This window comes from Holdemania massiliensis (genome assembly GCF_022440805.1).
Taxonomy (GTDB): domain Bacteria; phylum Bacillota_I; class Bacilli_A; order Erysipelotrichales; family Erysipelotrichaceae; genus Holdemania; species Holdemania massiliensis_A.
The window spans coordinates 3,482,900-3,505,938 of record NZ_JAKNTK010000001.1; the positions used below are offsets into that span (position 1 = coordinate 3,482,900).

General features: G+C 44.6%; 7 protein-coding genes. 1 reads left to right on the top strand and 6 read right to left on the bottom strand.

Annotation, left to right across the window (positions count from 1 at the left end; all coding sequences use genetic code 11):
* Nucleotides 1-400: 400 nt before the first annotated feature.
* Together MCG46_RS16170 and MCG46_RS16175 are read right to left on the bottom strand one after the other, a co-directional pair.
* Nucleotides 401-2,167, bottom strand: coding sequence for a flavocytochrome c (locus MCG46_RS16170; protein WP_240280890.1), 1,767 nt, complete (start codon nucleotides 2,165-2,167; stop codon nucleotides 401-403).
* 75 nt (nucleotides 2,168-2,242) lie between these two features.
* Entirely contained in the window at nucleotides 2,243-3,874 is a 1,632-nt protein-coding gene (locus MCG46_RS16175; RefSeq protein ID WP_240280891.1) for a sensor histidine kinase, read from the bottom strand.
* A 59-nt stretch (nucleotides 3,875-3,933) separates the two neighbouring features.
* On the opposite strand from MCG46_RS16175, the gene MCG46_RS16180 reads away from it, so the two are divergent.
* Nucleotides 3,934-4,611, top strand: a complete 678-nt coding sequence (locus MCG46_RS16180; protein WP_240280892.1) for a response regulator transcription factor — start codon at nucleotides 3,934-3,936, stop codon at nucleotides 4,609-4,611.
* Nucleotides 4,612-4,992: 381 nt separating this feature from the next.
* Here MCG46_RS16180 and MCG46_RS16185 read toward each other — a convergent pair whose 3' ends face one another.
* The 4 genes from MCG46_RS16185 to MCG46_RS16200 all read right to left on the bottom strand — a co-directional run bounded on the left by MCG46_RS16185 (nucleotide 4,993) and on the right by MCG46_RS16200 (nucleotide 22,766).
* Nucleotides 4,993-6,168, bottom strand: a complete 1,176-nt coding sequence (locus tag MCG46_RS16185) for a DNA glycosylase AlkZ-like family protein (RefSeq protein WP_240280893.1) — start codon at nucleotides 6,166-6,168, stop codon at nucleotides 4,993-4,995.
* A gap of 262 nt (nucleotides 6,169-6,430) precedes the next feature.
* Nucleotides 6,431-7,507: a PD-(D/E)XK nuclease family transposase gene (locus MCG46_RS16190; RefSeq protein ID WP_240280894.1), complete on the bottom strand. Its 1,077-nt coding sequence runs from the start codon at nucleotides 7,505-7,507 to the stop codon at nucleotides 6,431-6,433.
* Between the two features lie 406 nt (nucleotides 7,508-7,913).
* Nucleotides 7,914-8,765 (bottom strand): HAD family hydrolase, encoded by an 852-nt coding sequence (locus MCG46_RS16195; protein ID WP_240280895.1) that lies wholly within the window; start codon nucleotides 8,763-8,765, stop codon nucleotides 7,914-7,916.
* A 159-nt stretch (nucleotides 8,766-8,924) separates the two neighbouring features.
* Nucleotides 8,925-22,766, bottom strand: a complete 13,842-nt coding sequence (locus MCG46_RS16200) for an S-layer homology domain-containing protein (protein ID WP_240280896.1) — start codon at nucleotides 22,764-22,766, stop codon at nucleotides 8,925-8,927.
* Between the last annotated feature and the right edge of the window lie 273 nt (nucleotides 22,767-23,039).

Consider the following 23,039-nt stretch of genomic DNA (forward strand, 5'->3'; position numbering starts at 1 on the left):
CAAACTCCCTCCCCTGCCAGGATACAGCTTTCCATTCTTGCCTGAATTGACAAAATCACTACAGCGAATCAGTTCCATTCGATTCGCCTTGTTAAGCATCATGTACATATGCGTCAGAATTCCGTCCCTCTTCTGACTTTCTGCCAAAACAGTGACTTCATTTCAGAACTGTACCGATTCAATATTCATGGATGGAATAAAACTGAATTCCTGCATATCCTTAAGTGATAGAGTTCTATCAAAATCACAAATGATTTCACGGTTCGTTATTCTCAAAAACCATCCCTCATTTCCTGCTTTTCATTGTAGCATTATTTTTAACATTTCTCCATGACCTCCTATATCACAAAAAAAAACGGTATACAATGAAATCAGTCTACCGTTCTTTCTTTATATTTCCTTATTTTCCAGCTATATAATCCAGAGCTGAAGCTGCAGCAATCCGACCGAAGACAACAACATCCGTTACTGCATTGCCGCCCAGACGGTTTCCACCATGAACGCCGCCAGTTACTTCTCCTGCTGCATACAATCCCGGAATGGCCTGTCCTTCAGCATTTAAGACCTCGGCCTGCGGATTGATCCGGACACCACCCATGCAATGATGGATTCCCGGCGCAATTTTCGCTGCATAATACGGACCTTCCGCCAGATCATATTGAGTCTGATCCAGACCTTCGCGCTGGAAATCCGAATCCTCAGCATTCTTAACATAGGTGCTCCAATTTGCAAGTGTCTCACTAAGGGCTGCCGGATCGACCTCCATCGCTGCTGCCAGTTCTTCCGCAGTTTCACCTTTGACCATATATCCCTTTTCCACGTATCCCTGCACAACCTTGGAATCATCATACATTGCCTGATCCACGATCAGCCAGGCGAACGAGCCTTCTTCTGCAATGACACCGGCTGAAACCACATCGCGTGTCAGCAGTTCGTTGATAAAACGCTTCCCGCCGGCATTGACCAAAATTGCCCCATCGCCGCGCAGACTTTCAGAAATCAGATAACCGTCAGCCTGAATGACCGTTGGATGAATCTGGATCTGATCCATATCCACAAAATCAGCGCCAATGGCAGTTAAGAATGCAATCGCATCCCCTTCCACTGTCGGAGAGCAAGTAGATACATAACCAGCCAGATCCGGACGGTACTGCGTAACCAGATCCAAATTTCCGCCGAAGCCGCCAGTGCTGACAACCACCGCATCCGCATGAAGGGTATACTCTGTGTTTTCACCCTTAGCCTGAACTCCGGTTACTACTCCATTATCCAAGATGAGCGTATCAACTTCAGCATTGTAAATCACTTCAATATTTAACGCTTTCAGCTGTTCCTGGAACTTTTCCACCAGATAAGTCCCAACCGGAATGACTTTGCCTTCCGCATCAACCGGACGATGAGACCGCATATTGGTTGCCCCACCGGCAAATTTAATACTGGTCAGATTGGCTCCGAATGAATCCAGCCAATCGATCGCCGCTGCAGAATTCTCCGCCAGCGTTTTGACCAATTCCGGATTGTTTAACTGATGTCCGCCTTCCATTGTATCCTGAATGAAGACTTCAACCGAATCCTCAATTCCCTGTTCCTTCTGATAATGCGTTTCAGCAGCGTTCATGCCGCCGGTAGCCCGTGAGGTATTGCCTCCCACTGCGGCACCTTTTTCTACCAGAATCACCTGATGACCAGCCTGGGCAATCGAAATGGCAGCGCTCATTCCGGCTCCGCCGGCACCGACAACGACAATTTCTGTCGTTTTTTCCACTGTGGATGTTTCCTTCTCTACTTGTTTTGGTGTTAAGGCTGTCGGATCTACACCGGCAGCCTGCAGAGCTGCATTCACAGCCTGAATCAGCCCCTCCGATGAACGGGTAGCGCCGGAAATCCCATCGACCTGAGTAGACTGAACTTCCAGCATGCGGCCGACCAGAACCTCAATCGCAGAACCACCGACCGTCGGTGTTTCCTTCTCGGCACTCACTTCAATCGATTCGATTTTCTCAGCTGACAAAGTCACGACGGCACTGATTTCCCCGCCGTATCCGTTGGCCTTGCCTTCGTAAGTTCCCGCAGGCATTCCTGTTGACGTCTGCGGCTTCTGTGTCTGACAGCCAAACAAACTCAGCATCAGCAAGAAGCCTAAAATCATTGAACACGCTTTCTTCATTTCTTCCCTCCATTTGTGAATTCTATCACACTGATTATTGTAACAGCGAGTTCTGAATAAATTGTGAATCAAATCTTAAAGTCTGTTCATAATTCCCGAGAGCGGCAGCCGAATGACAAACCGCGTCCCTTGTCCGAGCGCACTTTCACACTGAAGTGTTCCGCCTAGATTTTGTACAAGCCGCCAAACAACGGTTAGTCCAAGCCCGGTCCCTTCCTGTTCTGACTTTGTCGTAAAAAACGGTGTATAGATCTTTTCCAGCGTTTCCTCATCCATGCCTTTCCCATTATCCTGAATCTGCAAAACAGCCTCGTTGTCCAATCGAAATAAAGAAACAACAATCTCTCCGCGATCCGTAATGGCTTGAAAAGCATTATTCAGCAGATTGATTAAAATCTGACTGATCATACGCTTATTGCCCTCGATCAAGCATAATTCATTGGTTATTTCGGTGTATAGTACGATCCGTTTGGGGACCAAATGCTTCAGGAAACGAAGATTTTCTTGAATAGCTTCATTAAAATCAATCATTTCCAGACTATCTTGAACACTTTCCTGACGGACATAATCCTTAAGCTGATTAGAGAATTCGCCGCAGTTGATCAGTGTTTGTTTCAACTGCACAGCGATTTGACGGGATGTTTCATCTTCAAGCTCATCCACCAATACATCACTGTACAGCAGCGCTGGTGTCAACAAATTATTCAATTCGTGGGCAATTGTACCGCTGAGGACGCCCAGCGTCTGCAGCTTGTCATATTTTTGTATCTGCATTTCCTGAGCCTGGAATTTCTCATTCATGCGGGTAAATTCCTCCGTGTATTCCAGCACCAATTCGAGCTTTTCCTTCTTCCGTTTTTCCTGCTGCCAAAAGAAGATCAGTGCGGCAAAACTGACAGCAATCAGACCGGCCAACAGCGAAGAATAAAGCAACAGAAGCTGAATCGGCCGAACTACCTCACGATAATCCATCACATTGGTTCCGACGAAGCGATGACCGTCAATCGTTACAGAAGCATAGCTGATCAATTTCTTAGCTTTTCCTTCCTCCGGCCGATCCCACCAATAAGAAGTGACGATATCGCAGCCATTGGGCTGACTGTACTGGTGGATCAAAAGCTGTCCCACATCATCCGGATCCAGCTGCGGATATTGGCGTATCCGGCCTTTGAAAGAATCCAGACCGATCTGTGAAGGAGCGGGATGCATAATTAAAATCCCATTTTCATCCTTCATCGCACAGTAGCCATTTTTCCCCAACTGCACCGGCCTGAGAATTTGATCATACACCAAGGAAAGCCGGATGCTCATCTGGGCAGTTTTTCCCATCAGCGGTTTCTGAATTCTCAGCAGATAATCGCTGCCGGTCAAATCCCAGCCGGTAATCTCTGCCGGCCCTAATTGACTTTCCGTCTGAGTCTGGATCGTAATCTGTTCCTGCTCACAACTGTATTGCTTGGCAATGGTATCTGCTTCTTCTCTCGTCAATTCTTGATCCATAAAAAGCATATCCATCGCTTCCATCCTGGATTCGAAATAGTATTTCATCGCGGCCATGTTATTTTCGGCGATGATGATCATTTTGTCCATTTCCTGGTTCACAATAATCTTTTCAAAATAAGCAGCCAGTCCTGTGATGGCAGAAGTCATGATCAGCAGGACCGCGATTAAAAGGATCCAATAGATTTTTCCATTCGTCTTTTTCATTGCCATTTCTCCCGGTTTGTTATTTAATTATTATATACTAGAAAAAGTGAAGGGAAATCATGAATCGTATACTCGTTGTGGATGATGACAAAGAAATACAGACCGCCTTACACCTCGTCAGCCGAAATGAAGATTTTCAGCTGATCAGTGCTTTCAGTATTGAACAGGCTCGCCAGCTTTTGAATTCAACACAGTTTGATCTGATTTTGTTGGATATCATGCTGCCGGACGGGAATGGTTTTGATCTGCTTCAAACGATTCGGGATTTTAAAATAACAACGCCCGTACTCTGTCTTTCCAGCAAAGATGACGAAGCGTTTAAAGTCGCAGGACTGGGAATTGGCGCCGATGATTATATGACTAAACCGTTTTCTGTCAGCCTGCTTAAATCCAAGATCAAGGCGCTGATTCGCAGAAGCACCGTTTACGCACAGCCTGCCGCTATGCTTAGCTGCGGTGATTTCATCTATGATCCGCAGAAAATGATTATCCGTCAAAACGATCGGGAACTTGATTTGACCTCCAAGGAGCTTCAGGTTTTGCGGCTTTTCCTGGAACATCCCAACCAGGTATTCACTAAAGAACAGATTTATTTCCAGGTATGGAATAATAATGTTGTCGATGATAATACGATTACGGTTTATATTAAACGGCTGAGGAATAAAATTGAGAAGGATCCTTCTTCTCCGCAGCATTTGATCACCGTATGGGGGATCGGCTACAAATTCAAACTCTGAGCTGATACGCTTCTCATCAGACATAATAATTCACCTTGCCAATTATAAATCTTGATTTCTCAGATCACCCAGTTTCGCAAAAGTGAAAAAAGAGGAGCTGTTTGAATTTACAGTGTAATTTTGGATAATCTGTCGGTCGAGGGTGACGCCGCTGTCGATAGACTGCTGATTAATATCTGCAAGTGCTCTTCCATCGCTGCTGCGTTGCTTTAAACAGTCATTTTAGAAATTGTTGAATTGATATTAAAGCGCGGCAATACGTCGTCGGTTCATCTCAGCGCCAATGTTGACGGCGATACAGAACGTAGTCCAAGAAACACCTGTCAGTCTTTTGATTATCCTAACGTGCTGAGTTCCTGTTAATCAGGATTTCAGCACTTTTTATTCATTTCTTTCGATTATCTCACATTCATGAAACCGCATAAATCGATCCAATGTCCGATCTAAAGCTGTCCGCAGCGCTTGACTGTCACGGATCTGCGGCTCCCGCCAGAATTGCTTTACAATCAATTTTTTCTCTGCCGGTTTGCTTTCCAGTGCAATTCGGCCGACAAAGCGTTCTCCCCACAAAACAGGCAGCACATAACTGTCATACTTTCGCTGCGCTTTCGGTGTATAAATTTCCCATTTATATTGGAAACCAAACAGCTGCTCGATCAGCCGACGGTCCCATAAGGCATTGTCCAGCGGGCCCAGAAATTCCATACGTCTGCGATACGAGGTTTCCTCACGTGCATTTTCCAGAAAGGGGCGTGTTTCCCTTACTGCATAAAGCGTCTGATCCCATCCTTCAACGTTAACCGGAAAGATCCGTTCTTGTCTCAATAAGAGCTCAAATGCTTTCTGCCGCTCAGCACTTTTCATTTTCTCTATTCCCAGCCAGGCGTCGGAAGGACGGTTCCAGCATAAGCCTAAGGCACGAATCCGACGTTCAATCCGCCAAGCATAATACTCTGTTTCATCAGGAAAAGGATCGGATAGTGGATCTAATCCGGGAAATCGTTTTTCTGTCAGCTGATAGTATCGAATTGTTCCCTGACGATGGTGAATCACCACCTCACCCCGATAAAGCATCATTTCCAAAGCCACAGCCGCCAGCGAAGCTGTTCTTCCCCATACCCAAACCAGATTTTCGTTCCAATTCACATCTTGAGAACAAATAACCGGATGGGTCTGCATAAAAGCTTTTACAGCTTGAATCGCAGTTTCAATTTGTTCAGTCACACGATGATATTCCATCGCTCTTCGACGTGTTCGGGCAAATTTAGGATAATCCCTTTGTGGATAAATCGCCATGTTTTTATCGAGGGCATCAATTAGCTGACAATCTTTGTATAATAACGTTTCCAACTGCTGTTTACGGTATCCGCGAACCCTGGCCTGCAGCACCAAATCAGCATTACGTCCGCAGATATCAATCGGATCGAATTGGAGGCAGCCCAATTGATGAATCAACATCAAAATATCAGCTTTAGTATGCCAACGATAAGGTCCCGACAATCCTTGCCACTGCACATAGAATTGACAAGCTTGCTTCTGAGTTAATGTATAGTCCATGAATTTATTCCTCATCTTTATTACTTCTAGTTAATCACAAAGCAGAATATTTTTCAAGTTAAGATAAATTAATGCTTTCTAAATTTACCCTCCAAATTAACAAACGAATAGAAGGTTATTTATAGGTAAAAAAATTCCCAGCTTATTAATAAGCAGGGTATTCAACTAGCTCTCATAGAAAGGATATAAAAGAACCGCAAGCATCACTGTTTGCGGTTCTTTTATAAACTCTTATGAATAGTGTTTTTACTTAGGATTTCTTTTAATCCAGTGGAGATACAAAGGTTAAAGCTTGATTTATCTGATCTTTCTGATTAATGGCAGCCATCTGCCGCTGTAAATCCTCCGGTGTCTGGATCTTATCCAACTGCAGTATAAAATCTTCAAGAGCTTCTGACTCTAAACTGTCAATCTGTTGCGCTTCAGCCTCGCTGAGTTTCATCCGCTGACCTAACACTAATTGAATCAAGGCTCGCTGACCTTCCAACTTTCCTTCTAGTTTTCCTTTAGCAATTCCTTTCTCGTAGACTCTTTGTTCATCCAGTTCGTCAAATTTAGCCCGCATTCTGGCGATCGCTAAACTCGTATCCCTTAAAAAATCTCTTTTCTTCTCTTCCATCATCGCTATGATTTCCTCCTTTTCAATTAATTTCTGAATGATTTCCTGCTTCTTTTCCACGTGGCTAAACCGAATCATGTAGTGAATTTTATCCGATATCCGCCATTCTTCTATCGGCTTTTTCTCCAAATTCACCAGTTTATCCATCTCCACCCATAGAATCCTGCCTTGTTCTTTTAACATCCATTCCCCACTGATTTCGTGAAAAAATCGGTGAGGATGAAGATAACCCTCGTAGCCCTTTTTTACTTGCGAAATATGATTGGTAATCATGATCTGAACTACCGGATCAAAATCATACCGATCACCTATGGTCATCTGATCCACAATCATTCTGGCCAGATACCCCTGAGAGCGATGCGACAGGGAATCACTCATCTGATAATTCTGAATTTCCAGATTCACCAGCTGAATCGTTCCTTCATCGTCTTCCGTTTCGAGCAGCAAATCAAATCGAACCCCTTTTTCATTACTGTGATCTTTCATCGGCTCCGTATTCTTAATGTCCGCTCGAATAAGCCGGCACTGAAGCAGATCGGACAGATACGCAATCCTGATTCTTCGCGATTTTTCATCTTCCGAGCCGAAGGTGTATCGAAAGACATCATTATCACGATAATCAAGGATATTCTGACGCTGATGAGGTGAGGCAGGTGTTAGTAATGAAACAGAATCTTGCTTTGGCACTTGTTTGTGAGGATAATTGGATATTTCCGACATATTTAAGCCCTCCCATGATTAATATTGCGGAAAATCAGAAAAAGCCCCACAAAAAATGGGAAAAAGCGAAATAACTTTCTTGAGTATCCTTTTACAAATTTATATTAACTCATTTGAGAGTGATATTCAATCCCTTCTCTCCCTATCCGTAAAATAAAAACAGTCAAACGAAAACAAAACTGTCTCTCATTGACTGTTTCTCTGCCTATTCTTCTGTTTAATCCCCTGACTACTCCCATGGACAAGTTTTTGGGTTTTCACCATTGAATTATAACCTTGAAGCACCGTTTCCTCGCCCGCTTTGCCCAGCTCTGTTTTGCCTTGAGTCCTCAAGACGGGACTTCTGTTTCCGCCTTCCTTGAGCAGCTTAAGAAACGCTCATTTTTTCTGCTGTCTTTCCCTTTTCCTATTTTTCTTTTTGCGGTGTTTTTTTCATCAGCCGCTCCATCTGTATCCGAGCTTCCGTGTAATCAATAATGCTCTTCACAATTTTATCCAGCTCCCGATTTTCGCTGTAATCCGCCGGCGCAATAAAATCCGCTCGATGGTCAGCTACCAGCTGCTGCGCAGTCGCTTTCTTCTTATCTGAGCCCTTGCCAAATACCGCAATGGACTTGCCGCCATTGACCGTCACCAGCTTCATACACGGGACATCGGTTAATCCATCACCAATATAAATCATATTGGTAAAGGGAATATCACGCAGCTGATCCGGTGTATACCGGTTAAGATCATTATCATTGTTTTCATCCAGCACGCCCTTGTTGATGCGAAAGATATACTGCGTTTTCGTCGTGTAATTGACAACTGTAGCTGGCCAAACTGCAACACCGCTGGCATTGTAGCAATACTTGCAGGCATAAATCTTCTTGAATTCCTTCGCAATCGAAGTCCCTTCAATAATTTCAGTCAAACCGGAAGAAATGATAAAATGCTCAACCTCAATATTATGCTGCCGGCCATATTCGTTAATTCGCCCAAACCACTTTTCCACACCGGGATACAACTTCACATTCTTGCCTAAAGCGACAAAATCACTCCGGCGAATGGGTTGTCCCATCAGATTCGCCTTGTTCAGCATCATATACATATACGTCAGAATTCCGTCCATCTTCTGACTCTCGGCCAAAGCGGTGACTTCACTCCAAAACTGGGCCGGTTCAATGCCTAAGGATGGAATGAAACTGAATTCCTGCATGTCCTTCGGCGATAAGGTCTTGTCAAAATCGTACATCAGAGCTAGTTTCGTTGCCTTCAAACTTAATCCCTCATTTCATCATTATTTCTATTGTAGCATTTTTCTCTGCTTTTTGCGTGAAGGAAACATCAATCATGGTCGCCCTGCAATCAAGCGGCTCGCATAAGACGCTTCTTTAAAAAGACAGCTGCACCCTTTCGAGTGCAGCGATCTTTCAGCTTATTTTTTAATAAACGCTTTTAACGCGGTCTGGATCTGAGTCCATTTTGCTTCATTCCGCTGGGCTCTTTTTCTTGGCTTTTCTGCTTCTTCCAAGGCTTTGTTCTGACAAACCCCATAAGCGTCAAAGGTATAACTCCTGCCTTGAATCGACAGTGTTTGATCAACCACCGCAATTCCATCAATATAGTACATCGACTGACCAGCATCGTTGACAAACCAACCGTCTGGTGACAGTAAACCCAGGACTTTTTCAATCCAGCGCTGCAGAATCATCGCAAATTCAGCCTGCGTGATCGGACTGTTCGGATCAAATTGACCTTGATCCTTCGCTGACAGAATACCCGCCTGCTGCAAAACCCTGACCGCCTGGATGGAAGCTTCAGAAAGCTGATCCTGATCCGTAAAGTCCTTTATCTCATAAATGTCTTCTAATGGTGTTTTTGTCAGTTTCGCAAACTGGACAAGAATCGAAGCCAGCTCCGTCCGCGAAATCATTTCCTGCGGATCAAAGCGATTTTCTTCTTCACAGGTAATCAACCCCTGCTTGACTGCCCATGCGGCATAGCCAGCCAACGTCGGATCCTCAACATCCTCATAGGAAGATTCCACGCTAGAATCTGGCTGGAAATGAGCCAATTGGCCTAAGGCAGCCGCTAACTGAATCCGCGTTATTGCCTGGTCCGGTTTGATTTCAGCTTCTTCGATAAGTCCCAGCAAGCCGCGGTTGTAGGCGAAATACAGTGCGGACTGAGCCCAATGACCGGCAGCGGTCAACGAATCACTTTCAACGAAAGTCAGACTGTATTGTCCAAAATGATCCACCGCCATGACCATTGCCTGAGCGTCTTGATCATAGGCTGAGAAGAGGACTGATGTTGCCTGATCTTCCCTCAGACTGAGGGCTATAAGATGAGCGGCCTGATCGGATTTCGATAATCGAACAGGAATTGCTACTTGGAGAGTTCCTTCCTTTAAATCCAGGATCTGACCATCAGCATAACTGGCACTCAGTGCATAGACCGGGAAATCCTGAACGACTTGTTGGATGCGGTTTGACAATTTAGAAGAATCCACACTCACAGCCGTAATCTGGACGTCATTCTGCGCTTGTTTGTAAATTTCTTCAATGGCCGCCAAGTCCAGTGACAGCTGCATTCCTACTTGATCCAGCACCAGCACTGTCGTATGAATTTGACGATCTAGAATCAATTCCTGTGTTGCCTTTGGCAGATTGAAGCTGAAGGATGCTGTCTTGACTGAGCTATCCCCCAAGTGCAGGGTCACTTTCTGATCTTCTTCACTGACCTTGCTAACCGCCTGTTTGAGTGCCTCTTCCACTTGCTTTTCCGTTACAATGACATCCTTGGATGCCGTTGGAGCTGTCGGTTTGCGGCTCGGTACAGGTTTGGCTGTCGGACTTGGAATGACCTCTGGAAGCGGATCTTCCACAACTTCATACGTACCAATTTTAATCGCTGCGATGAAGTCTTTGACAGCCTGTTCCAAGGCTTCTTTAGCTTTTAAAACTTCGGCTTTGGACTCCGGATCTTCCAATCTGTCAATCGCTTTCTGCAAGCTCTCATTCAAGGTATTCATCTCAGCAGCGCTCACAAATTTGCGGCCTTTCGCAACGGATGAAGCCGGACTGTCACTGACTGAAATGGGCTCCTTTGTTGTTTTTGCCTGTTGAATGGCTTGTTCCAAATCCGTCGTATCAATGGCTTCATAAACGGCTGTAATCGTCACCGCCTGGGCTGGCATCATGAAAGTTGTCACAGCAGCCTGCGGATTCGCCAAGGTCACAGACTGATTACTCGACCATTCAATGAATTCCTTCGTCTTCACTTTCGGAGCTGAGATCGTGACTTTTTCTCCTTCGAGGTAAAAATCAGATCCTTCCCCATTCACAACGCGAAGTTCATAAGCCGGCAAGACCGTCACTGAGCTGCTCGCCGTTTTTGTCTGATCAACAGCTGAAGTCGCATTGATCGTTAAGGTCGTACTTGTTTCTTCAGGGCCGATGGTTAACAAGCCTTGAGCATCCAAGGTTGTGCCTTCACTTAAATTACCTTCCAGTTTCCAGTTCACGGTCTGAGCCGGTTCAAATTCACCGCTGACCTGTGCCTTAAAGACCTGCGTCTTTCCGCGGCGAACTGAAACCTTCGCAGGATTGACTGTCACTTTTTCCACCGTCACGGCCGGATAAATCCGTCCGACCGAAGCAGAATCGTCAATCTGTAATAAGGTCTTTAAGTCTGCCGGCTTCACGCCTTCAAAGTAGAGAGCATAGCTTTTCTCTTCTGGATTGGCATTGGCAATTACAGCTTGATCTTTAACGGTCAGAAGGGTTTGCGTCAATGCTGAAATCTCGCTGAAGACGATCGTTTTCTTTCCATCATGCAAAACTTTAGCCTCGCCGCCGATCGTCAGAGTGGCTAAGCCGTGATTATGGATTACCTCTTTTTGTTCCGCGATCATCGTTCCATTCAAGATGATGAGCTTGCCATAGTTTTCTAACGCAATGCCTGCCTGGATGGATTGAATTTTTCCTTGAGTTTTACTATCTTGAATCGTTAAGGAGGCTTCCTTGCCCACCGTAAGCAAGGCCACAGTGCCATTCCCGCTGATGGTTAAACCATTGATATCCAGCGTTATTGCCTTTTTATCAAAAGTGATGCCTTCCTGCTTCAAATCAATCGCTTTGACCAGGCTGACTGTTTCTCCACTTTCCGCGGCTTCGATTGCCTCTGCCAAAGTTTCATAGCGATTTTTCATTGTTCCTGAAGCGTCCAAAATCAGGACATAAGCCACTTTCGGCTGCGGATAAATCTTTCCCATCTGAGCGCTTTCCGCAATTGCATAATACTGCGCAACATCGTAGGAAGTCATGGCCTTATCGACAAAGGCAGCCGCATAGCCATTGGCCGTATTGATCACTGCCGCTGTGTCTTTCACCGTGAACACGACTTCTGGACTGGTCAGAGACTGTTGATCCACAACAATTGTGCCTTCCGGATTAACCGCAGAGTTCGAATTCTTACTCGTAACTACAGCGTTGTTTTCAATCATGATCTTGCCTGAACCATGACTGCGCAAGGCCACGCCCTTACTTTCCGTCGCTTCGACTTTTCCGCCGGCAATCGTCACCGTTCCGCTACTCTGATTTTCAATCGCTGTTCCCGATCCCGTCACTATATGTCCGCCGCTCATCGAAACCTTTCCCTGGTTATCCATCGCTGCCGCCCCAGACTGCTTTGTGATTTCTGCGTCCTTACTGATCAAGACGCTGCCCATTTCCAAATTGACGATGGCAGGTTTCGTTTGATCCACTGATTTCAGTGTCCCCCCGGAAATGTCTGCGGTGCCCTGATTGATCAGCACTTCACTCACGGATGACGAAAGCTTTCCGCCGCTCATCGTAAGCTTTGCCGTTTCAGCATTTTCGATCACCGCAGCATCGGCATAGATCTGTCCGCCAGTGATCACCAATTCGCCTGCATTTTCAATCGCATGACCCTCTTCGGTATTCACGATCGTGGCATCCTTGCCGATTGTCAGCGTCTTGCCTTCTGGATTGACAATTGCGGATTTTCCTTCAGCCAGAGAATAAACGGTTCCGCCGGTAATGGTCATCGTGTTTTGATTTCTCAGCACAACATCCCCTTTTGAGGTTAACATGCCATCGGTGATTTCCAGTGTTCCCTGTGTCCAAATCACTTCTTTTTTCGCACTGAGTCCAGCACCGGCAATCTTGATTGGCGCCTTCATATAGTTTGCAATCGCGAAGTCCTCCAAAGATTCCAGGGTTCCACCCGTGATTTGTATCCCTGCTTTTGAATTATTTGAAATCACGCTTTTTTTACTGCGCAATTGACCATCAGAAATCAAAATGGATCCACCATAAGACCGGATATTGATCAAAATTCCATTCAACGCTTCTAAGGTTCCGCCCGCAATCGTGACTGAAGCCTTTCCCTGGTTATAAATTAAAGATCTATTGCTTGTGGTTTTAATAACGGTATCCTTTCCTTGAATCACGATCTGATCGTTTTCATTTTGAGAAGTATTGCTTATGACTTCAACAGCTTTTTCCTGGTTATTTCCTATCGATCCTCCTGAAATTAAGATTGAACCACTGTTTTTAATCATGGGATAAGTATCAGCACTGGACTCCAGGATTCCTCCACTGATCTTGATCGTTCCCGTATCGCTTCGCAGCAGCTCACCCGTCGCTAAGACGTTGTCACTGGTCTTCAGCGTTCCCTGACTGACTTCAATTTCCCCAGTTGTCGTCTTAATGCCTACTGCCTTAGTCACGATGGTTCCACCACTGAGGTGGACCTTACCAGCACCACCATCAATCGCAATAGATTTTCCTCTGAGGTCCTCGGTTTCAATCGTCCCCCCACTCAGTGTAATCTGTCCTGTCGAGGTATTTTGAATGCCGCGAACCGCTGCCAGTTTCCCCAACTTGGCAGCACTGCGGTCGTCTACGATCAAGGACGCGTCTTCCGATAATGTCAGGACAAAGTCATCCTCAGTTTTCGTGATTGTCTTTCCATGAAGATCTAGGGTCAGCTGTTTGTTGGCTAAAACAGTCGACTGTTTCAACGTTGTAAAGTCCTCAATTACGGTTAACGTATCCCCAGAAACAGCGTGATCTATCGCTTCCTGCAGCGTCGTATACTGCCCAGTTTCCTGCCCCTGATGCTTCAGACTGATCACCAACGGTGCCGGTTCAGGAACGATGATTCCTACTTTCGCTTTCTCATCGATCGTATAGTAAGACCGAACATTGTATCCGGTAATCGCTGAATACGCGAACTGAAGTGCAGTTCCCTTTTCTAATTGATGAATAACCTCGGTATCCGCAAGAATATTGAATTTTCCCGTCGAGGCACTGTAAATCACTACCGCCTGTTCCTTTTCCGCCTGAATGAAACTCTTGGAAATCGTAATTGGTTTCGTTGTGTTAGTATAGATCGCTCGACCTTGATTCCCTAAGGCTTGGATTGTTGCATTGGCAATGTTGAGCTCTTTCCCGGCATGATCATACAAGGCGATTCCAGTTTCACCTTCGGCAACCAGTGTGCCGCCTGTTATTTCCAAACTTCCTTGGTTGTCCACTGATGCGGTTCCATGAGGATTGAGAATCTGCGCATCCCCACTGATCTTCAATGTACCCTGCTCTGTATTGACCAACGTTGCTTGATTGGCAGCTAAGGATTTCAAGATACCGCCACTAATCATCGCCGTTTTCGTATTCTTCAAAACGACATCTTCTTCCGATTCCAATGTACCACCAGAGATCTCAACGTTACCTTTGCTTTCCACAACAGCCTTCTTCGCCGTGATCTTTCCACCTTGAATGATGACCTTGCCTGTTTCTGAATTATTCACAATTGCAGCTTGACTACCCCGGGATTGGATCGTTCCCCCGGAAATCGTGATATCTCCCGCTGTCGTATTATTAAGAATAACACCAGTATAATCACTCTTTGATTCAAGCATTCCACCGGTAATCCTTACCGAAGCCTTTCCCATGTTCATTATAACAGCGCTATCTTTAATATACATCCGCGTGGATTCTCCACCAATTTCAATCGTTACATTTGCATCTGTCGCGAGACTCTTAATGATTGGATTTCCCCTAGAGTCCGTTTTTTCAAACAATCCGCCAGAGATGAAGATCGAGCCCGCAGTTCTGATTAAAGGATCTGCAATGTTGGCAAAAAATGTACCATCCTTGATCGATACAGTACCCGTTTCGCTACCAATCAATGCACCTCCATAACCTTCTGTATTTACAATTCTTCCTTTAGAAATTTCGATATTCCCAGTGGTTGTCTTGATCCCTTCCAACTCAGTGATGATCGATCCACCATTGATATGAATCTTACCCGCCTGCCCTGAAATTGCGATCACTGCGCCGCCAGTTCCATACATCTTAGCCTCAATCGTTCCTCCAGTCAGAGTAATCGTTCCCTTGCCCTGATTTTCAATGCCTTGATTGGCGGTGATTAAACCCGTCTGCGCTTCACTGGCATCGTTCACCGTCAATGATGCCGCATCCTTTAAGGTTATCGCATAGCCTGTGCTTTCTTTCCTAATCGTTTTTCCATTCAAATCCAACGTCAGATTCTTGGATTGAATCTCAACTCCCGATTTAGCGAGCTGGAAATCTTCCAAAACTTTTAACGTGTCACCCGATTGCGCTGCCTGAATAGCTTCCTGCATCTGCGTATATTGTTTGACTACCGTTCCATTTCGTTCCAAACTAACAATCAATAATCCTGGTTCTGGATAAATTAGCCCGACTTCAGCCTTTTCACCAATCTGATAAAAATCTCGGACATGATCGCTGTCAATATTGGCAGAGTCTTGGAAATAAAGCGCATACCCATTCTCCGTAGTATTGTTGACGGTTGTTGTTCCGTTCAAGATCAGTTTGCCTGTCGAAGTACTGTAGATTGTTCCCTTGGTCGTTGTTGGAGAAGTTAGCGTACTGTCTTGAATCATAACGTCTTTTTCAGTGTTCACAGAAAGTGCTGCTCCCTGACTTCCCTTAGCTTCAATCACAGCGTCTTGAATTGTTAAACTCTTTCCTGATTGATCCAATACCGCAATTCCCGCTTCGGCTTCCGCCGTCATTGTCCCGCCGGTGATTTCCAAACTTCCCTGGTTATCCACTGCGGCGGTTCCCTGGGTATTGAGAATCTTCGCATTCTTGCTGATCTGTAACATGCCCTTGTCCGTATTGACCAACGTCGGCTTATTGACAGCCGTGGATTTTAAGGTACCCCCGCTAATCATCGCCGTTTTCGTATTCTTCAAAACGACATCTTCTTCCGATTCCAATATACCACCAGAGATTTCAACGTTACCTTTGCTTTCCAGAACGGCCTTCTTCGCGGTAATTTTTCCACCTTGAATCATGACCTTGCCTGTTTCTGAATCATTTAGAATTGCAGCTTGGATACCGTGCGATAGGATTGTTCCGCCAGTAACGATCAAATTCCCGGCCGTATTGCCATTTAAAACAACACCAAATAAATCACTGGTGGATTCAAGTGTTCCCCCGGCAATGATAACTGAAGCAGATCCCAGGGTCACTAAGACTGGGCCATCACTGTTATTCATCTTCGTCAACTCTCCGCCAATTTCAATCTTCACATTTCCCTGTGTGGCAAGACTGCTGATAGTCGGAAATCCAGCGGAATGAGTATGTGTAAATGTTCCGCCTGAAATATAGATTGACCCAGATGTTTCAATTAAAGGGAATGGAACTTGCGATATAAATGTTCCGTTCGTAATCGTCAAGGTCCCTGTTTCACTAACAATTAATTGAGTTGCATTATCCACATTCTCAACTTTTCCCTTATTGATTACAATCTCTCCCGTAGTTGTCTCGATAGCTCTTACCTCAGTTATGATTGATCCACCATTCAGATGAACCTTGCCAGCCTTCCCTGAAATCGCAGTTATACTGCTTTCAAATAAATACATCTTGGCCTCGATCGTTCCTCCAACCAAGGTAATCGTTCCCAGGCCTTGGTTTTCGATGACTTGTTGCGCACTGATTAAGCCCGTCTGTTCTGTACTGGAATCATCCATAGTTAATGAAGCGCCATCCTGTAAAGTAATGGCATAGCCGACGGTTTCTTTGTAGATAACTTTTCCATTCAGATCCAGCGTCAAGTCTTTAGCCTGTATCACCTGCGTAGCTTCCAAATATACATCTTCGAGCATTTCCAAGGTATCCCCGGATTTTGCATTCTGTACTGCCTCTTCCAGTTTTACATAGGAATCAATGACCTGCCCGGCTCTGCGTACATTCACGACTGGCTGTGTGGAGACGGGATAGATCTTGCCCACTTTTGCAGAACGTTCAATTGTATACTGTGCTCGGACATTCGACCCGGTAATCGCCGCATTATCAAAATAGAGTGCATAGCCATTTTCAGCGGTATTGCTGACATGAGTCATTCCATTGAAATTCAGTTTTCCTGTCGCTGTACTGTAGATCGTCCCCTTGGTTGTTGTTGAGGAGCTCAGCGTGCTATCTTGGATCGTAACGGCTTCTTCAGTATTGACAGAAAGCGCAATACCCTGATTTCCCGTTGCTTTGATTTCAGCATTTTGAATTGTCAGGTTCTTTCCTGACTGATCCAAAATGGCAATGCCTGACTCAGATTCCGCAAATATCGTACCCCCGGTAATCTCTAAGTTTCCCTGATTATCAATCGCTGCGGTTCCATTGGTATTGGAAATCTGCGCTTCGTCGCTGATCTTTAATGTTCCCTTCACACTATTGATTAGAGTCGCTTTATCGGCAGCATTTGATATTAATGTTCCACCTGTAATCTCTGCCGATATATTATTTGTAAATACCTCGGCTTCTTCTGATATCAGCATACCGCCGGAGATCTTAATCTTTGATCCAATAATTACATTTTCTTTGGCCGTAATCGTTCCGCCAGTAATGTTAACTGGGGCTCCACTAACATCACAACTTATCGCTGTGCGGTCAGATTCTAAAGTTCCCCCTGAAATCGTTACCGGAGCTTTTCCACCGCTCACAATGAGATCGTAATTTCCGCGAATGACTGTCGTTTCCCCGCTGATCTCAATGCGTGTCGTTGCATCGGCTGATCTTTGCATAATAATAGCGGCTGTATAACCTTTTTTCTCCAACGTTCCTCCGGAAATCAGGATTGAGCCATCCGTCCGGATAAGCGGATCCACATTGTGTGAAAGGAGTTTCCCTCCCGTAACGGTCACAGTTCCTGTATTACTTTTAATCATGCCGCCATTGGCTTGTTCCGTTGTATGCATTTCGCCTTGGGAAATCGTAATGTCGCCCGTAGTCGTTATAATCCCATATTGTCTGGCGCTGATCTTTCCTCCATCCAAATGAACCTTCCCGGCATTTCCTAAAATTGCGATTGATTTAGTTGGAACAGTCTCATTGATCGCTTCAATCAGTCCGCCACTAAGAATAATTTCTCCCTTTCCCTGGTTTTCGATTCCCTGATAAGTTTCCAATTTTCCCAGTTTTTCCGAAGTCCTGTCATCCACAGTCAAAGTGGCATCTTCGGTTAACGTTATCGCATAACCGGCACTCTTTTTGGATATTGTTTTCCCATTGAGATCCAACGTTAAGTTCTTAGCCTCGATTGTTACGCCGCTTTCCTCTACACTAAAGTCACGAATAACCTTGAGAATATCGTTATCAGCTGCCGCTTCAATCGCTTCTGTCAGTGTATAATGATCCGCTTTCTTCATGTTATTGCTGTCATAAAGCTCCAAAATCACTGGCTGCGGTTCAGGATAAATCTTGCCGACCTGCGTCGTATCCGCAATCTGATAATAATCCATTACGTTCCGCGGAGTAATGGAACTATCTCTATAATAAACCGCATAGCCATCCGCAGCTGTATTGATAACCTGTGCCTGATCTTGAATGATCAGGCTTGGTTTGTTTTGGTCATCTGAATTTCTAAACCAGATTGTACCCTTTGTAGAAACACTGTTCGCACTGGATACTAGCGCATTTTCACTCAAAGTAACGACACTTTTTTCTACAATATTGTCAATCGCCACAGCGCTTGAGCCCGTAACTTGGACAACCCCGTTTCCACCGATTGTCAATGTCCCTCTATTTGAAATACCAGAACTACTGGAACCCGTTGCCTCAACGAGTCCGCCAAGAATCTCTGCCGTTCCTTGATTATCAATGCTCTTGGACTGCTTATGAGAACTGGTTATCAAAGTTCCCTGTAGAATTGTTAGCTTTCCCTGATCAGCATTAAAAATCGAAGATGTTTCTGAAAATATTTTTGCACCTGATATCGTTATTTCTCCCTGATTATAAACAACTTCATTTTGAGAAGAGAGATTACCACTTTCCAGTGTCGCCTTTCCCCCTTCTGCAACATTAAGTACACTCCCCATGGATAAAGAATAAGTTCCCTTCGCACCCAAACTTGAATCCTGGAGCGTCAAATCTCCATTATAGAAAACGGTTAAAGGGGTAGAAGATCCTGTATAGTTAACCTCATGACCATTTAAGTCCAAAGTTAAAACCATGCCATCAGTGACATTCAACTCGGATGTATCCTGCTTAAAGTCCTGGACAAGCTTTAACAGGTCTCCGCTTTGAGCAGCAGCATAAGCTTCCGCCAAGGTTGTTTTTGCATCAGCTAGCGTACCACCCCGATAAATTTCAACCCCAGTTTCAGGATAAACCCGTCCTACCTTGGCCGAACCTACCACACTATAATTGCGTTTAACGTTCATCGGTGTGGCCTTAGCAAAATAGACAGCATAATTCCCCGTCGTATTTTTGACTTCGGCTGTATCCGAAAGTGTAAGAACAACGGTTGAGCTCGCTTCATTGAATCGAATTGTTCCAGACGTTTCATCCGCATACTGGCTGGAAATCACCGAGGTTCCGCCAACCGTTATTTTTCCACTGGAATCCTGCTGAATTGCAATTCCCTTCGCTCCTGTCGCTTGAATTTTAGCGTCATTAATTACCATCGATTGAGTTGTATTGCTTAAAATGGCTGCCCCTTGTTCCGCTGAACTTTGGATGGTTCCACCACTCATTGTCAGCTTTCCTCCAGAAGAAATCTCTATTGTATTAGCCTCCGAGCTCAGCTGTGCGTCCCCATCAATGACAAGCGTTCCCGCGGTGGTAATGGCGCCGGTTTTTCCTTGCAGTTTACCTCCATGAACTTGAGTTTCTAAAGCAGTAATTGTGCTGGAAATGACCGACTGATTGATCGAAGTGAGCTGACTTTGGGAAATATCAAGCGTTTTTCCATAAAGCGTTTGAATAACGTCATCTGTCGATTTCATCGTACAGTTTGAAATCGAAATTGTACCCGCCTTCATAGCATCAAAGATTACATTGGCATTTTCAGAGGATCCCTCTGGTCGAATCGCTTCTAATTTTCCACCAGTAATCAATACAATTTCACTCTTCATATTTTCAATAACTCTTTTTCCAGCTTGAAGATAGCCTCCTGAAATCGTTATGGAACCAGTGCTGACGGCTAAAATAGCAATTTTCTGAGCTTTCAGCGTGCCATTTTCGATCGATACCGAGCTATCTCCTTCTATGTTAACAGCGTAATTTATGCTTTCAATCGTTGTATCTTCGCCGCTTATCAAAACCGAACCCGTGTTATTTGTCGACTTGTTGTATATCGCAGTTCCGTTGGTATTCGTCGCTTTTATCGTTCCGCCCGAAACCTCGACAGAAGCTATTGTATCCAACACATAGTTTCCAGCGCCTTCCACAGTTCCGCCTTGGATCGTAACCTTGCCTTGTGAACTTTTAATGGCAGTATTATTAAAGCTAGTACCCGTTGATTTCACGATTCCGCCTGTCATGATAACCTCGCCCGTCCCGATGTTATCAATGACATTTTGGGTAGACTCCAATGTACCGGAGAGTATCCGAACTGTTCCTGTACCTTGATTGTTAATAGGTGAAGACGAACTGATTTTCCCCATTTGTGCTGTACTGGTGTCTTGGATTGTCAAAGAAGCTGTTCCTTTTAATGTAAAGTAATCCGATGTTGCTATCGAAGTCATTGTCTTCCCATTTAAATCTAACGTAATCGAAAGATTATTTATTGTTTCACCTTTATTTATCGTTACTGGACTCATCAACTTCACTAGATCGCCATTTTGAGTGGCAGAAATAGCATCTGAAAGTGACATATACCTTCCAAACACAGTACCATTACGTTCAATTCGAGCAACCTCCTCAGGATAAACTCGGCCCACTTTTGCGGTTGGAGATGCTGAATAATAACTATCTAGGTCATTGAGATTTAGCACAGTCGTTCTAAAATAGACAGAATAGCCTTCTGGATCTGCCGTATTGGTCACCTGAGCATTATCCTTGATCGCTAAAATGTTTGCAGCTGGGTCTGGCAGCTTTGTGAGGGTGATCGTTCCTTTATTTTCAGTGGCAGCAATATTACTGGTCACCTTTGCGTCACCACTAACCTGAATTGTTCCCGTTGAAGCGTTATAAATCGCAGAGCCGGTCGTTGATTGGACTGTCCCAGCGCTGACCTCAATCGTTCCTGTTGAAGAGTTATAAATCGCAGAGCCGGTCGTTGATTGGACTGTCCCAGCACTGACCTCAATCGTTCCCGTTGAAGCGTTTTTAATTGCAGAGCCAGTGGTAGTTGACTGGACTGTCCCACCCTGGATCCGGATTGTTCCGGTTTGCCAATTATATATCGTAGTCCCTGAAGTGCTGGAAATATCCGCAGTTCCTGAAATATTGATTGTGCCAGAGTTATAATTTTCAATTGTATTGCCTGACGTTGATTGGATCGTCCCACCGGAGATAATAATGGTTCCAGCACTGCTATTTTTAATTCCTTCCGCCTGGGCCGAATTAATCTTTCCACCGGTTACGTTAATTATGCCCGATGAATTATTTATGATAGCTTGTCCTGTAGTAATCGCTAGTTCACCACCACTGATCTTAATCGACCCTGCTCCTTCGTTATAAATTGTATTGGAAAATTCAGTGGTTATCGTTCCATTGTTGATTTCTACTGTCCCCGAAGTCCCGCTGCTGTTATAAACTCCAATGGCTCTCTTAGTAACAATGCTTCCACCATTGATGAACACTTTCCCTTCATTATAATTTTGAATAGCATAATTTGTTGGCCATCCAGATCCTACGTCCACATTCAAAGCTTCGATGATTCCGCCAGTCACCGTCAAGGTTCCTTCGTTACTTATAGAATGATATTTTGGCTTATCTGTCGTGATCTTACCCCCTGATATTGTGAGAGTTCCTCCGCTATTATTCTTTATTCCTATACCTGCACCGTTGGTCAATTCAGACCGGATCATCCCTCCTTGGATATTCATTATACCATTATTTTCCATCGTCCCCTTATACCCTGTATTGTTGACTGTACCGGTTTGTTCAGTACTGGAATCGATCAGGGTTAATGTTGAATCACTCCACACTTTAATCGTAGCTAAATTCCAGCTGGAATTGATTGCATGACCATTAAGATCAAGAATGATTGTTTGTTTATTTTTGATATCAATTGAATTTGCACCTGTATTATTTAGATCGACAATTAGTTTAACTGTGGATCCCGACGGTGCTTTGCTAATGAAACTATTCAGCTCCTCAAATGATGATCCTGAAAACTCATTCACAGTGGGAGCTTCCAGCGTTGTTGGACGATCACCCAGCAAGGCTTCAGAGATGCTCATCAGTTTGACTAACAAATCGCTGTGTTCTTCTGTGAACTGCTGGAATTGATCGTCTGGCAAAGCTTCAAAAGCGCTTTGGGCTTCTTCAAACTGCGTGAAAAGGGCTTCAATTTGAGCCTCATCGTAAGTCTTGATTTCTTCTAGACTTGGCAGCGCTTTAAAAAGCTGAATGATAGCCTCTAAAGCTGAAATCTGCGGCTGCACATAAAATGGACAGTCTGGGTTAGTATGTTCCCCTTCGCCTTCTATCTGCGGATCACAAAGGCATTGATTCTCGCTTGGTTCTTCGCTCGGTGTTAGCGATGGAGAAAGCGAAGGTTCAGGATCAGCGCTGGCCACAGGCGCTTCGGTAGGCGCTGGACTGGTCTCGATTGGCTTTTCCTCATCTTCTGTTTCATTCACGATTTCGGCCGGAGTTTCTTCCGGCTTTGGTGGATTTCCGGTCTCTTCCGCAAACACAGGTGTCGGCAGAAGATTCATGATTAAGCTTAAAGAAAGCAGCAAGGCGGTAATTCGGCGCTTCCCCTGATGCCATAAACTAGCTTCCCAAATCTCATCTTTTGGTTTCATCATAATTCATTCCTCCCCGAAATTTTACAATGATTCTCTTCTGACAATAATTGTACTTATTAGGGGAAAAAAAGATATACGTTTCACTTCTTTTGCATTCTGTGCACTTAAAATGCCAAAATTGACCTTTGAATTGACAAAAAATACTGTTTTAAGAAAAATTATATGTTACAATTCGAGATAATTTAAGAAGGCAGAAGTCGTGAAAAAACAGAAAATAATTCATGATTTAGTAAGCTAAAAAAGAATTTTAAATTCATCCAAAAAGGAGAAAAA

Bases quoted from the DNA above. Each gene is read 5' to 3' on its own strand.
- MCG46_RS16170 (WP_240280890.1), bottom strand. From the start codon at position 2,167: ATGAAGAAAGCGTGTTCAATGATTTTAGGCTTCTTGCTGATGCTGAGT.
- MCG46_RS16175 (WP_240280891.1), bottom strand. From the start codon at position 3,874: ATGAAAAAGACGAATGGAAAAATCTATTGGATCCTTTTAATCGCGGTC.
- MCG46_RS16180 (WP_240280892.1), top strand. From the start codon at position 3,934: ATGAATCGTATACTCGTTGTGGATGATGACAAAGAAATACAGACCGCC.
- MCG46_RS16185 (WP_240280893.1), bottom strand. From the start codon at position 6,168: ATGGACTATACATTAACTCAGAAGCAAGCTTGTCAATTCTATGTGCAG.
- MCG46_RS16190 (WP_240280894.1), bottom strand. From the start codon at position 7,507: ATGTCGGAAATATCCAATTATCCTCACAAACAAGTGCCAAAGCAAGAT.
- MCG46_RS16200 (WP_240280896.1), bottom strand. From the start codon at position 22,766: ATGATGAAACCAAAAGATGAGATTTGGGAAGCTAGTTTATGGCATCAG.